This window comes from Ideonella alba (assembly GCF_018069845.1).
Taxonomy (GTDB): Bacteria; Pseudomonadota; Gammaproteobacteria; order Burkholderiales; family Burkholderiaceae_C; genus Ideonella; species Ideonella alba.
In genome coordinates this window covers 225889-239505 of the sequence record NZ_JAGQDD010000003.1, presented here as the reverse complement: position 1 = coordinate 239505, position 13617 = coordinate 225889, and the positions used below count along the sequence as shown (strand labels likewise).

Sequence of the window (13617 nt, the reverse complement as noted above, 5' to 3'; positions counted from 1 at the left end):
GACCCATGACGGATCCTGTCGTGGCCCGCATCCAGGCCAACCCGAAATACCGGGAACTCAAGAGCAAGCGCAACAGCTTCGGCTGGCTGCTCGCCATCCTGATGCTGGTCGTGTACTACGGCTACATCGCGCTGATCGCATTCAACAAGCCTTTCCTGGCCACCCCGCTGGGCGCGGGCGTGACCACGCTGGGCGTGCCGCTGGGCATGGGCGTGATCATCTTCACCATCGTGATCACCGGCATCTATGTGCGCCGGGCCAACAGCGAGTTTGACGCGCTGACCAAACAGATCCTCGAAGAGGAGGTGAAGTGATGCGCGCCCTCAAGCAACTCGCCGCTGTCGGCGCGCTGGCCGCTGTGGCCGGCACCGCGATGGCCGCCGGTGGTGACCTGGGTCAGACGACCAAGCAGGCCACCAACTGGACCGCCATCGTGATGTTCGGCATCTTCGTGGCCGCCACGCTGTGGATCACCAAGTGGGCCGCCGCCAAGACCCGCTCCGCCGCCGACTTCTACACCGCCGGCGGTGGCATCACCGGCTTCCAGAACGGCCTGGCGATCGCCGGCGACTACATGTCGGCCGCGTCCTTCCTGGGCATTTCCGCCGCGGTGATGGCCTCGGGCTATGACGGTCTGATCTACTCCATCGGCTTCCTGGTCGGCTGGCCGGTCATCACCTTCCTGATGGCCGAGCGCCTGCGCAACCTGGGCAAGTTCACCTTCGCCGACGTGGCCGGCTACCGCTTCAAGCAGACCCCGATCCGCGCCTTCGCGGCCTCGGGCACGCTGGTCGTCGTGGCCTTCTACCTGATCGCGCAGATGGTGGGCGCGGGCTCGCTGATCAAGCTGCTGTTCGGCCTGGACTACTGGGTCGCGGTGGTGCTGGTCGGTGGCCTGATGATGATCTACGTGCTCTTCGGTGGCATGACCGCCACCACCTGGGTGCAGATCATCAAGGCCATCATGCTGCTGTGCGGCGTGACCTTCATGGCCTTCATGGTGATGTCGCAGTTCGGCTTCTCGCCGGAAGCGCTGTTCGCCAAGGGCGTGGAAGTGAAGACCGCGATCGCCGCCGCCGGCAAGAGCGCCGACATCGCCAAGTTCGCTGCGGCGGCCTCGGCGGCGTCGTCGCCAGAAGCGGCTGCCAGCGCGGCTGCCGCGCTGGCCAAGGCCGAAGCCATCGACCCCGCCAAGGTGGGCCTGTCGATCATGGGCCCGGGCGGCTTCATCAAGGACCCGATCTCGGCCATCAGCTTCGGCATGGCGCTGATGTTCGGTACCGCCGGTCTGCCGCACATCCTGATGCGCTTCTTCACGGTGCCCGATGCCAAGGAAGCCCGCAAGAGCGTGTTCTGGGCGACCACCTGGATCGGCTACTTCTACGTGCTGATCTTCATCATCGGCTTCGGCGCGATCACCCTGGTGCTGACCAATCCCGAGTACGCGGATGTGGCCAAGGGCACGATCAAGGCCGGCGGCGCCAACATGGCGGCCGTGCTGGTGGCCAAGGTGGTGGGCGGCGACGTGTTCTTCGGCTTCATCTCGGCGGTGGCCTTCGCGACCATCCTGGCGGTGGTGGCCGGCCTGACGCTGTCGGGTGCCTCGGCGGTCTCGCACGACCTGTACGCCACGGTGTTCAAGGCCGGCAAGGCCGACAGCGCGGCCGAGCTGCGTGTGTCGCGCATCACCACGCTGGCGCTGGGCGTCGTCGCGGTGGTCCTGGGCATCGCCTTCGAGAAGCAGAACATCGCCTTCATGGTGGCGCTGGCCTTCGCAATCGCCGCGTCGGCCAACTTCCCGGTGCTCTTCCTGAGCATGCTGTGGAAGGGCTGCACCACCAAGGGCGCGGTGATCGGTGGCTTCCTGGGCCTGATCTCGTCGGTCGGCCTGACGGTCGTCTCGCCCGCGGTGTGGGAAGCCACGCTGGGCTACCCGAAGGGCTCGGCCTGGTTCCAGTACAGCTCGCCCGCGCTGTTCTCGATGACCATCGGCTTCGTCGGCGTCTGGCTGTTCTCCATCCTGGACAACAGCGACCAGGCCAAGAAGGAGCGTGCCGACTTCGAAGCGCAGCAGGTGCGCTCGGAAACCGGCCTGGGTGCTTCCGGCGCCTCGGGCCACTGACCGACCCGGCAGGGGCGGGCTGCGGCCCGCTCCCCGACACGACAAGCCGGGCCCTTGCCCGGCTTCTTTCATGGAGCCGACTGTGATGAACGAGCCGTCGTCTGACACTGTCGCCGCGCCCACCACTGCGCCGGCCTTGTGGAACCCGCAGGCCGCCGCGTTGTGGAGCCTGCTGTTCTCGCCGGTCTTCGGCGCCTGGCTGCATGCGCTGAACTGGCGCGCGCTGGGCGATGCCGGCCGGCAGCGGCGCTCGGCCCGCTGGATGCTGGTGGGCCTGGCGATCGGCGTGTTCTACGTGGTGGTGCAGCTGGCCTGGCAGGACGAGGTGATCGCCGGGCGCGTGAGCTCGGCCACCGGCCTGGCCTACCTGCTGGCTTGGTACCTGGGGCCGGGCCTGGAGCAGATCCGCCTGGTGCGCCAGCGCCACGGCGACGCCTATGTGCGGCGCGCCTGGGGCCGGGTGCTGCTGATCGCGGTGGGCGTGTCCTTCGCCTACTTCGTGCTGGCCGGCGTGGTCGGGCTGCTGGCGGGCGTGGCCGGCGGCTGAGCCGGGCCGTACAGCCGCGAGGGGGTCAGCGTGTCCAGGTGCACCAGCAGGTCGGTGCCCCAGGCCAGCGGCCAGCCCACGTCGGCGGCGGCCAGCTGCTCGGGCGCGACGCCGTCGCCGAAGGCCAGGCGCCGCCAGGGCTCCTGACGGAAGGCCAGCGCCCAGCGCTCGCCGGGCAGCTCGCGCAGGTCGACCCAGAAGCTGTGCAGGCCGGTGCTGGCCAGCGCATGGCCCAGCGCTCCGGGGCCGGCGGTGATGCGCCAGACCTTGAACGCGCCGCGCAGGTCCACGCTGCCGTCGGCGGCCACGCCGTGCGCATGGAAGCTGGCGTGGCGGAAGCTGAAGTTCAGCGCCACATAGCCGTCGGCGCCCAGCCGGTCGCGCAGCACCCGGCCCACGGTGGGCGCGGCGGGCGAGAACATGTCGTAGCCGTTGGCGGCCACATGGGTGTCATGGGCCCACAGCGCGGCGCGCTCGTTGCTGCGGCGCGCGCGCAGCAGGCGCTCGGCCATCGCGCTGTCGCGCCGCGAAAAGGCCTCGGGCGGCAGGTCCACCGGCGCGCCGGCGGTGCCCACGTCGAACTCGAAGGTCTGCAGCGCCATGCGCAGCGACCAGGCGGCCTCCTGCGCTTCCTGGGCATCGGGCTGGCCGCGCAGCGCGTCTTCCAGCGCGGCGGCGGCGGCGCTCCAGCGCTGCCATTGCGAGCGCCGCGCCTGGGGGAACAGCACCGACACATGGGGCACGCGCTCGACCAGCAGCTCGGCCAGCGGCGCCTCCAGCGTGGCGGCGCGGGCCGCGTCCAGGCGGCGCAGCGCCTGCATCGCCGCCTGGGCGTCGCGGCCCGGGTCCTGCACGTCGATGCCCACCAGGCGCACGCCGGGCGCGTGCTCGCGGTTCCAGTCGCGCAGCCACAGCAGCAGCGCGCCCAGGGCCTCGCAGCGGTAGACGCTGAAGATGCCCGAGTCGCGCAGCGCGGCGGCCACGTCGGTCTCGGTGCTGTCGGGGTCGATGAAGCGCTGCAGGCGCAGGCCGACCGCGCGGTTGGCTTCCAGCGCAATCAGCCGCAGGCCGTGGCGCTCGACCAGCAGGCGCAGCAGCTGCGCCTTGAGCGCCATGTCCTCCTGGCTGCCATGGGTGATCTCGCCCAGGCCGATGACCTCGGCCTCGGCCAGGCGGGCGGCCAGCGGCGCCAGGTCGGGGGCCGCGCCGGCGATCGGGTGGGCGGCGCGGCGGATCCAGGCCACGGCCTGGCGGCCGTCGTCCAGCCGGCGTTCGTCGATCGGCGCCAGGTAGCGGTCCAGCACCACCGCCTGGGCCGGCGCCAGACCGGGCCGGGCGGCCAGCAGCACGCCCAGCAGCAGGGCGCAGGAATGGCGACGTGCGCTCATGGCGCGCACTGTAGCCCGCGCCCGGTCCCTCCCCGATCCTGATGATTTCCTGATGTGCGCCGGCGCAACATCGGCCCGTCCTCCCACCGAAAGACCGCCGAATGATTGCCCGCTCCTTCCTGCCGCTGCCGCTGGGCAGCCTGACCACCACGCCCCGGCTGGTGCGGCCGCTGCGCCAGGCCCGCGTTGACGACCCCGCCCGCGCCTTCATGTCCGATCTGCTGACCGGCCCCTGCCTCACCGCCGACCACCTGGACGGCATCGACGCCACGCTGGCGCTGCTGCACGCCGCCCGGGTGCAGATGGCCTGGGTCAGCGGCATCGACGGCGAGCTGGTTGGCTACGTCACCCGCGACGATCTGCTGGGCGAGCGCCCGCTGCAGGCGGCGATGGCCGACGGCGTGCCGCACCAGGACCTGCGCCTGGAGCGGCTGATGACGCCGCTGTCGCAGTGGCAGGTCATTGATGCCCGGCAACTGGACAGCGCGCGCGTGGGCGACATCGTCGCCACGATGCACGCGCAGAGCCTGCGCTACCTGCCGGTGGTGCGCCGCAACGGCGCCGGCGAGGTGCTGGTCGGCCTGTTCTCGGCGCGCCTGCTGGAGCAGGCCCTGGGCACGACGATCGCGCCCGACCTGCACGCCCGCAACGTGGCCGAGCTGGGCCGGCAGCTGGCCGCCTGAGGCCCGACGCCCCCGGCGCGTGCTCAGGGCGCCTGCAGCAGTGCCTTGAGCTTCAGGAAGGCCAGTGCCGCCATGATCGCGTCGTTCACCGCGTCGTGCGCGTGGCGCGTGGGCAGGTCCAGGTCGGCCATCATCGTCGCCAGGCGCAGGTCGATGCTGGCGCCGTGCTGGTAGGGCGGCAGCGTGCGCTGCTTCCAGTCGTAGTAGAGCGCCGAGATCTCGACCTGCGGCTGCGGCAGCCGCACGCCCAGCATCGGGAACAGCGCGCGGTTGATCAGCGCCGCGTCGAACTCCAGGTAATAGCCCACCAGCGGCCGCGGTCCGATGAAGCGCAGCAGCCGGTGCATGGCTTCGTCGATGTCCAGGCCGCCGGCCACGTCCTGTTCGCGCAGGCCGTGCACCTTGATCGCCTCGGCCGATACCGCCTTGCTGGGCTTGACCAGCAGCTGCAGCTTCTCGCTGGTCATCACCCGGTTGCCGACGATGCGCACCGCACCGATCGAGATGATCTCGTCCTTGTTCGGGTTCAGCCCGGTGGTCTCGCAGTCCACCGACACCCACTCGTCGGGCGGCGGCTCGTCATACAGGAAGCGAAAGCGCTGGTCGCCCAGGTGGTAGAGCATCCACTCGCGCTTGAGCTTCAGCCACGGCAAATTCCAGATCGTCGGCGTTTGCGGAAGCGCCTTGCTTGGTGCAGAACTCATGGAACCAGAGTGGCAATGCAGAGATGACCAAGCCGCTGGCGCGGATCCGGCTTCGCCGGTCCGCTGCCAGAGCCCCCTTGGGGGGCAGCGACCGGCAGGGAGCGTGGGGGCACCATGTCTGTCAGACCATATCGAGGCGGAAGCGCTGGTGCAGCATGGTGCGGAAGCGCTTGACCACGCCCAGCGCGTCCTTCAGCAGGTCGCGGTCCAGGCTGCTGAGCTGGTTCAGCGGGATGCCGCCGGCGCGCTCGCCGCGCTCCAGCGCGTCCAGCCCGGTCTTGAGCTTCAGGCCCATGAAGAAGTGCAGGCTGTCGACCAGGCTGGTGGCCAGGTCGGGCGGCAGGCGGCTGTCGGCGGCCAGCGCCTCGATGCGCGCCACGGTGCCGGTGGCCGGTATGCGGTGGGCCAGCGCCAGCGCCCGCACGCCGTGCACCAGCGGGAAGGTGCCAGCCTTCTTCAGGTCGAGCTGCTGGCCCTCGTCGCCCAGCGCCAGCAGACGGTTCCACCAGCCCTGGCCGGACTCGAAGGCGTTGATCGCGGCGGCGAAGCGGGCCATCAGCGCGTCGTTGTCGGTGACCAGCTTGAAGACCTCGGCGCGCACGTCCTCCAGCAGGTGGGCGTCGCCGCAGACCGCGTGGGCGTCGATGAAGATGGCCAGCGCCATCAGGCTCTCGGGCGTGGGCATCACCAGCCAGCGGCGCACCGCCTGCGCGAACTCGGCGGCCGGGTGGCGCCACTCAGGGTTGCTGAGCATGATGCGGCCCGGGCACTCGGGGTAGCCGAAGTCGGTCAGCGCGTCAGAGAAGCGCTGGCAGATGTCCGCCAGGTCCGCCGGCGGCGTGTAGCCGTCGCGCAGGATCAGCGCGTTGTCCTGGTCGGTCTTCAGCAGCTGCTCGCCGCGGCCCTCGGAGCCCATCACGAACAGGCAGCTGTTGTCGACCAGCTCAGGCGGCGCGATCAGGCGCCAGGCGCGCTCGAACAGCTGGGCATTGAGCTCCTGCACCACGCGGGCCACCAGCGCCACCGGCGTACCACCGCGGTAGAGCAGGCTGATCAGGCCGTTGATCTGGCCGGCAGCGGTCTTCAGGCCGTCCAGGTCGGTGGCTTCCAGGATCTGCCGGGTGATCAGGTAGCTGTGGTTGGACAGGAAGCTCAGCAGGTCGAGCTGGTCCAGCGTGCCCAGGATGGTCTCGCCGCCGGCCTCGTCGCCGGACTCTTGGCGATGGGCCACCACCACCCGGCGCACCTTGTGGCGGATCATCACCGCCTGGGCGTCGAACAGGTAGTCGTCGGGCGAGACGCTGACCAGCGTGAAGGTGGCCAGCTCGCGCACCGGCAGCTGCTCCAGCGGCGTGCCGTGCAGGATGGCACGCTGCAGGCCGGTGGTGGTGAAGATGCCCAGGCGCGGCGGGTCGCTCAGCGTGTCGCGCACCAGCACGTGGTCGGTGCGGCTGTCGCTGAAGACGCGCACCACCGAGACGATGTCGGTGCCCGCGTCCACCGTCTGCACCGGCCGCACGCTGGCCTGGCCGACGCGGGCCATGCTGAGCGACTGCATCTCGTGCTGGCTGCCGCGCGCCGACAGCGCCGAGAGCTTCTTCGACAGGTCGGCGAACAGCAGCGCCCCGAAGGTGGCGTTGCGCGAGATCAGCTCGGCCACCGCCTGGCGCGCCAGCTGGTAGGCCAGCACCTCTTCCGCAGCGACGAAGCGGCTGGAGACCTTGCCAGCCACCAGCGCGCGGCCGTCGAAGCTGTCCTCGGGGCCGTAGCGGCCGACCAGCTCGTCGCCGTCGCGCTGCTCGACCGTGCCCTTGATCACGATGAACAGGTGGGTGGGCGCGGTGGCCGGGTCCAGCACCGTGTCGCCGGCGCGGAAGTAGGCGATGTCCAGGTGGTCACGCACCAGCTGCCGCTCGTCGTTGCCGAGGCAGTCGAAAGGCGAGATGCCGAAGTTGAAGGCGTTGGGCACAGGCGGCGGCGCGGCGGTGGCGGAGCCTTGATTGTGGTCAGCCCTGGCTGACACCAGCCTGTTGCAGCGCAAGGCGGCGTGCCGCCAGGCCGCTTGCTGCGGTCAGTGACAGATGCACGGCCGCCTCCACCCAATGGCCGATGCGGCGCGCCGCCCGGCTTGGTAGGCTGCCTGCACCTCAACCCACCCCTGTTGTTCCATGTCCCTGCGCCACTGGCTGTCTGCCGCCGCCCTCGTCCTGTCTGCCCTGCCGGCGTCGGCAGCGGTCAACTGCCCCTCGCTGGCCACGGGCGACTACCGGGTGATCAATTTCCGCGAGACCGACCCCAACTGGCGCCACCACGTGCTGCACCTGGACGGTGACACGCTGACGGTGACGCTGTGGAACGGCGAAACCGCGACGCTCACCCCGCAGGCCGAGAGCTGTGCCTACATGACGCCCGACATGGAGCCGATGATGGTGTCGCGCAGCGGCGTGTTCATCATCCGCAGCCCGCTGGGCATGGCGATCGGTCTGCCGGAGATGACCTTGCCGCGCAAGGCCCTGGTCGGCACCTACAACATGATCGGCGCCAGCATGGGCGACGACGGCCTGTTCCACACCGACAGCGGTCAGGTGCAGGTCGACAGCAAGGGCCAGCTGCGCCTGTCCACCTGCGGCGACGGCGGCATCGGTGCCTGCGGCGCCCCGGGCAGCGTGTTCGGCCAGCTGGTGGCCAACACTGGCGGTGGCTACGACCTGCAGTTCACCGACGGCGGTGTCGACCGCGTCTTCACCTTCAAGAACAAGAACGGCGCGGTGCACGTGGTGGTCAGCCTGAACCAGCTGCATGTGCTGACGCCCGCGGTGGCGCGCTCGCTGCCGGCGGTGGGCAGCCGCGATGCCAACTGGAGCTTCTCGCAGTCGGCCAACGGCCAGCTCAGCGGGGTCAATTTCGAGCACCGCCGCGTGCTGTCGGCCGACGCCGCCACGCAGAGCTTCGTGCGCCGCGCCAACGAGAACTGCGTCAAGCAGACCATGCTCGTCAACCTGGGCCACGACGGCGTGGTCGGGCGCGCTGCAGGCAGTGGCAAGAACTGCTCGGGCCAGACCGTGAACTTCAATGCGGTCGCCGGCCTGCCCACCGGCCTGGGCCTGACGGTCTTCGGCTGGGAAAGCAGCGACCCGACGATGCCGCGCTACTTCGGCCTGGCGGTCGAGCAGCCCTGACGTCCCCCAGCGCTCACAGCCGCCGGTGCGCCAGCGCCGGCAGCTGCTGACGCACACGCGCCTGCACAGCCGGGTCGGCCTCGGCGGCCACCACGGCCTCGCCCTCGTCCTGGCAGGCCAGCACCTGGCCCCAGGGGTCGATGACCTGGCTGTGGCCCCAGGTGCGGCGGCCGTTCTCGTGCCGGCCGCCCTGGGCGGGGGCCAGCACGAAGCACTGGTTCTCGACCGCGCGGGCGCGCAGCAGCAGGTCCCAGTGCGCCTGGCCGGTGGTGTGGGTGAAGGCCGCCGGCACCACCAGCAGGTCGCAGGGCGGGGTCATCAGCGCCCGGTACAGCTCCGGAAAGCGCAGGTCGTAGCAGACCGACAGGCCGATGCGCCAGCCCTCGGCCTCGAAGGCCACCGGGGTGTCGCCGGCCTCCAGCACGCGGGCTTCGTCATAGCGCTCGCCGCCGTTGTCGAAGGCGAACAGGTGGATCTTGTCGTAGCGCGCCACGCGCTCGCCGGCCGGGTTCCAGGCGCAACAGGCGTTGCGCACGCGGCCCGGCGTGGCCGCCTTGATCGGCAGCGTGCCGCCGATGATCCACAGCCCCAGACGGCGCGCCTGCGCGGCCAGGAAGTCCTGGATCGGACCGGCGCCGTCGTCCTCGGCGATGGCCAGCTTGTCCTCGTCGCGCCGGCCCATCAGGCAGAAGTACTCGGGCAACGCAGCCAGGCGCACGCCCTGGGCGGCGGCCTGGGCCAGCAGCCGCCCGGCGGTGTCGAGGTTGCGGTCCACGTCGGGCGTGGAGACGGTCTGCAGCGCGGCGATCTTCATGACCGCAAGCATAGTCCTCAGCGCTGGGCGGTCTGGCCCGGGGCGGAGGCGGCGGCCGCGGCGCGCTCGATGGCCTCGACCTGCGGCTGGTCCCAGCTGCCGCGCACCCGGAACTCGCGCGTGCCGGCCTGCTGCAGCGGCTCGCGCAGCAGGTACTGGGCGATGAAGGTGCCCAGCGCAATCGCGGGGTTCACCGCCGCATAGGCCAGCGACGCGGCGCCGGCGTTGAGTTCGGGCACCACCAGCATGTGCAGGTCCTGGGTCTCGCGCCGCATGTCGGCGCTGCCCTCCACCAGCACCGCGGCCTGCAGGCCGCGCAGGCGCAGGTTGCTGGTGCGCGCCACGCCGTCGGCCAGGCGGATGTCGCCGCTGATGTCGTCGAAGGAGAAGCCCTCCTGGAAGATGTCGCGGAAGTCCAGCGTCAGCCGGCGCGGCAGCGACTGCAGGCTGAGGATGCCCAGCAGCCGGCCGGCGCCGGGTTCCACCTTCAGGATCTGGCCCTCGCCCAGCGCCAGCTTCAGCTCGCCGCTGAGCAGCGCGCCGGGCGGCTCCATCGGGCCGCCGGGCCAGCCCAGGCGGCCGCTGATCTCGCCCTTGCCGCCCTTGAGCACGCGGCCCAGTCCCCATTGCTCGAGCAGTGCGCCGCTGTCGGCCAGCTGCAGCGTCAGGTCCAGCCGGGTGCCGGGCTGGGGCTGGGCGCTCCAGCGGCCCTGGGCCTGCAGCCGGGCCTCGGGCCGCTGGATCAGCAGGCGGTTGATCGGCCACTCGCGCGCGTCGGCGGCGGTGGCGGGACTGTCGAGCTCCAGGCGGCCCAGGCGCTTGCCCTTCCAGTCGAGTTCGTTCACCACCACGTCCAGGGCCGGCAGGCCACCGGCGCTGCGCGCAGGCTCGGGGGTGGGGCCGGGTCGGGCCTCGGCCACGGGGCTGTCGGGCACCGACAGGCGTGTCAGCCGGGCGACGATCTGGCCACCCGGCAGCGCGGCCGTGCCGGCCCGCCATTCCAGCTGGCCCTGGGCCTGGTCGGACTGCAGGCGCGCCTGCCACAGGCCGTCGGCCGGGCGGCGGCTGCCCGACAGCTGCACCTGGCTGAGCGGCAGCGCCGCGTTGTGCAGCGCCTGGGCGCTGGCGCGCAGCTCGGTGGGCAGCAGCGCGGCGGCGGACCCGCCCACGCCCGCATCGCTCCCCTGGCCGCGGGCCCAGGCCCACCATTCGTCCAGGTCCACCCGGCCCAGCTTCAGGCTGGCCAGCACGCCGGCGGCGGGCAGGGCTGGCGCCGCTTCGCCGATGCCCAGGCTGCCGCGCAGCACGCGCGGGCTGTCGCCCACCCCCTCGCGCTGGTACTCGGCGTGCAGCACCGGGCCCAGGTCGACGCGCAGGGTCTCGCGCGGCGGGCCGCCGCGGTTGTCCAGCGGGCTCAGCTGCACGCGCAGCGGCCAGCTCTCGGCGGCCGACTTGCGCAGCGGCGCCGGCAGCTCGATCGCCAGGCCGCTGAGCGGGCTGGTGAACAGGGCCTCGGTGCGCTCGCCGACGAAGCCCAGCTGCAGCTGGTAGGGCGTGCTGCCGCTGGCCAGCTGGCCCAGGCGGGCCAGCGCACCCAGCTCGCTGGCCTGGCGCAGGCCCTCGGCGCTGGCCTGGCCCTGCACCTTTACCTGCACGCGGCCGTCGGGCTGGCTGCTGGCCTCGAAGCGGGCCTCGCCGCCCAGCGCCTGGGCCTGGCCGCCGCTGACCGAGAAGCCGCTGTCGCTGAACTCGATGCGCGCGCGCGCCTGGCGCAGCAGCGGCAGGTCGCGCCGCAAGCGCACATCGTTGCCGCCCAGCACCACGCTGCCCTGGACGGTGGCGCGGCTGGCGTCGTCCAGCGGGATGTCCAGCGCCAGCTTCAGGTCGGCGGCGCCGCTGCCCACCGCCTGGCCCAGCGCGCCGCGGGTCCAGCCGGCCACGGGCGAGGCGTCGACGAAGCGCAGCGCATCGGTCAGCGGCCCGCGGCCGGCGCCTTCGATGCGCAGGCGCGGGTGCTCGATCAGGTCGTCGATGCGGCCATTGACATCGTGCAGCGCCACGCCCCACAGCCGGGCCTTGGCGCGGCGGATGGCCATCGAGCCGCGGTCGAAGACCAGCTCGCCCGCGACATCGGTGAAGGCCGGCCAGCCGGGGCCCGGGCCGACCAGCGCGGCCGGCGCGTAGTCCAGCACCGCCCGCTCGACCTGGGCGGCGACGTGGAAATCGCCGTCGCTGCGGCCGGCGAAGGGGAAGTCCCACAGGTCGCCGCGCACGCGGAAGCTGGCGCGCGGCACCACGCCCTCGCGCACCGCCGCCTCGACATAGCGCCGCGCCGACGCCGCCACGCCCAGCGGCAGGTAGCGCGCCACCGCGGCGGCGCGCGCCTGCATCAGCTGGCCGCTCAGCTCCAGCGTGCCCGGGTAGCGCTGGCCGCGGCCGGGCGCGCCGGCGGCACCGTCGCCGGTGCGCCAGCGCAGCTGCAGGTCGCCGCGCGCGTCGGCATTGGCGAAGCGGCCGTCCTGGACGCGCAGCTCGATCTGCGGCGGACCGCCCTGGCGCCGCGGCTGCACGCTCCAGACCAGCCGGGCGTCGAACTCGTCCAGCGCCAGCACCGGGTCCTCGAAGACGCCGGGCAGCAGCAGCGCGCCCTGGCGCAGGCTCAGCTGGGCCTGGCCGCCGCGCTCGTCGGCGTCCAGCTCCAGGCCCACACCGCGCCAGCCGGGGCGGCCGACGCCACCGGCCTCGGGCGAGGCGCGCGAGGCGATCGCCAGGTCCTGCAGCCGGGCCTTGACGCGGTAGTGCTCGGGCTGCTGCAGCGGGCCGCTCCAGCGCGCCTGCAGGCCCAGCACCTGGCCGCGCGGCTCCAGCTCGGCCAGGGTCTGCCGCCAGGCGGGGGCCAGCGGCAGGTGCTCGGCCAGCGTGGCCAGCGCGCCCAGGTCGAGCCGGTCGCCCTCGATCTCGCCGGCGCCGGGGGTGTCCAGGTCCAGGCTGGACAGCTCGGGCTGACCGACCTGGGGCCGCCAGTGCACGGCCAGGCGGCTGCGCGGCCAGTGCAGGCCGTCGGCGGTGTCGAAGCGCAGGCCGTCGACCGCCAGGCGCCAGCCGTCGTCGCGGCGGTCGAGCTGCAGCCGGGTCTCCAGCCGGGCCAGCGCCAGCGGCGCCCGGGCGGACTGCAGCGGGAACGAGGTGGCGCCCAGCGCCACGTCCAGCGTGGTGTGCTGCCACTGGCCCTGGCGCGCCTCCAGCCAGACGCGCCAGTGGCCCGAGCCGCCCTGCAGCGCCAGCGGCACGCGCAGGTCGGCCAGCACCACCGCGCCCTCGATCCGCGGCCCCTGGGCGTAGAGCGTGCCGCTCCAGCGCTTCCAGTCGCCGGCGCGGGCCAGCAGCGGCTGCTGGAAGCGCCCGCGCAGGCTGATCTGCTCGCCCCAGTGCGCCGGGGGCAGGGCGTCGATGCGCCACTGGTGCTCGCGCAGGCCATTGCGCAGCACCGCGCTGAGCTGCTCCAGCGCCAGCGGCGGCGTGCCGCGCTGCTCGTCGATCAGCAGCAGGCGGCCGCGCTGGATGACCACCTCGGGCTGCTCGAACAGCCAGTCGGCGGCCGCCTCGCCCTGCAGCGAGGGGGCGTCGTCCAGACCCTGGCCGGCCACGTGCCAGCGGCCCTGGGCGTCGCGCCGCACCACGGCCTCCGGCCCGTCCAGGTGCAGCTGGCTCAGGCGCAGCTGCCAGGTCAGCAGCGAGCCGGGCGACACCGCGGCCACCACCCGCGGCAGGCGCAGCGCCCGCTGGCCGCGCTCGTCCTGCAGCTCCACCTCGCGCAGCTCCAGCACCGGCACCCAGCTGTTGGACACCACCTGCAGCGCGCCGATGCGCACCGGCAGCCCCAGCGCCCGGCTGGCGGCCTGCTCGATCTGCGGCCGCCAGTCGCCGATGCGCGGCAATATCCCCCAGTGCAGAGTCAGCCACGCCAGCAGCAGCACGCTCCACAGCGCCAGCACGGCGTACAGTAGGACGCGCAGGCCACGGCCAAGCCACCGCTTCCAGGCGGGGGCGCTGACATGCACACCAGAAGGCGACGGGACGGAGGGGGACGCTGACATCAACTCACCAGACCACTTCCAACCGCCCGGCGTACGCTGCCCAGACGCCCGGCGGACGCGCTGGCCTGCTCGTTTCAATCTAG

10 protein-coding genes are annotated in these 13617 nt (G+C 72.4%); 5 read left to right on the top strand and 5 right to left on the bottom strand.

Going from position 1 to position 13617, the window contains the following annotated elements; all coding sequences use genetic code 11:
• Positions 1–5: 5 nt before the first annotated feature.
• From KAK03_RS06920 to KAK03_RS06910, 3 genes are all read left to right on the top strand, one after another.
• Positions 6–314, top strand: a complete 309-nt coding sequence (locus KAK03_RS06920; protein ID WP_210801637.1) for a DUF485 domain-containing protein — start codon at positions 6–8, stop codon at positions 312–314.
• The gene (locus KAK03_RS06915) at positions 314–2122 is read left to right on the top strand and encodes a cation acetate symporter (RefSeq protein ID WP_210852747.1); all 1809 of its coding nucleotides are present in this window, start codon (positions 314–316) and stop codon (positions 2120–2122) included. Before KAK03_RS06920 ends, KAK03_RS06915 begins: the two co-directional genes overlap by 1 nt.
• Positions 2123–2207: 85 nt before the next feature.
• Entirely contained in the window at positions 2208–2669 is a 462-nt protein-coding gene (locus KAK03_RS06910; RefSeq protein WP_210852745.1) for a hypothetical protein, read from the top strand.
• Here KAK03_RS06910 and KAK03_RS06905 read toward each other — a convergent pair.
• Positions 2615–4057, bottom strand: a complete 1443-nt coding sequence (locus tag KAK03_RS06905; protein WP_210852744.1) for an erythromycin esterase family protein — start codon at positions 4055–4057, stop codon at positions 2615–2617. The two genes, KAK03_RS06910 and KAK03_RS06905, sit on opposite strands and share 55 nt — an antisense overlap.
• A gap of 101 nt (positions 4058–4158) precedes the next feature.
• Here KAK03_RS06905 and KAK03_RS06900 point away from each other — a divergent pair, with 101 nt between their 5' ends.
• A complete protein-coding gene (locus KAK03_RS06900; protein ID WP_210852742.1) occupies positions 4159–4740 on the top strand; it encodes a CBS domain-containing protein in 582 nt (193 codons plus the stop codon).
• 23 nt (positions 4741–4763) lie between these two features.
• Here KAK03_RS06900 and KAK03_RS06895 read toward each other — a convergent pair whose 3' ends face one another.
• Both KAK03_RS06895 and KAK03_RS06890 read right to left on the bottom strand, forming a co-directional pair.
• A complete protein-coding gene (locus KAK03_RS06895) occupies positions 4764–5444 on the bottom strand; it encodes a 3'-5' exonuclease (RefSeq protein WP_210852740.1) in 681 nt (226 codons plus the stop codon).
• 121 nt (positions 5445–5565) lie between these two features.
• A complete protein-coding gene (locus KAK03_RS06890; protein WP_210852738.1) occupies positions 5566–7413 on the bottom strand; it encodes a DUF294 nucleotidyltransferase-like domain-containing protein in 1848 nt (615 codons plus the stop codon).
• A gap of 199 nt (positions 7414–7612) precedes the next feature.
• Between KAK03_RS06890 and KAK03_RS06885 the strand changes: the two genes are divergently transcribed.
• On the top strand, positions 7613–8623 hold the full coding sequence (locus KAK03_RS06885) for a hypothetical protein (RefSeq protein ID WP_210852736.1): 1011 nt from the start codon (positions 7613–7615) through the stop codon (positions 8621–8623).
• A 13-nt stretch (positions 8624–8636) separates the two neighbouring features.
• Here KAK03_RS06885 and KAK03_RS06880 read toward each other — a convergent pair whose 3' ends face one another.
• A complete protein-coding gene (locus KAK03_RS06880; protein ID WP_210852734.1) occupies positions 8637–9437 on the bottom strand; it encodes a carbon-nitrogen hydrolase family protein in 801 nt (266 codons plus the stop codon).
• A 17-nt stretch (positions 9438–9454) separates the two neighbouring features.
• Positions 9455–13534, bottom strand: a complete 4080-nt coding sequence (locus tag KAK03_RS06875) for a YhdP family protein (protein ID WP_259375470.1) — start codon at positions 13532–13534, stop codon at positions 9455–9457.
• Between the last annotated feature and the right edge of the window lie 83 nt (positions 13535–13617).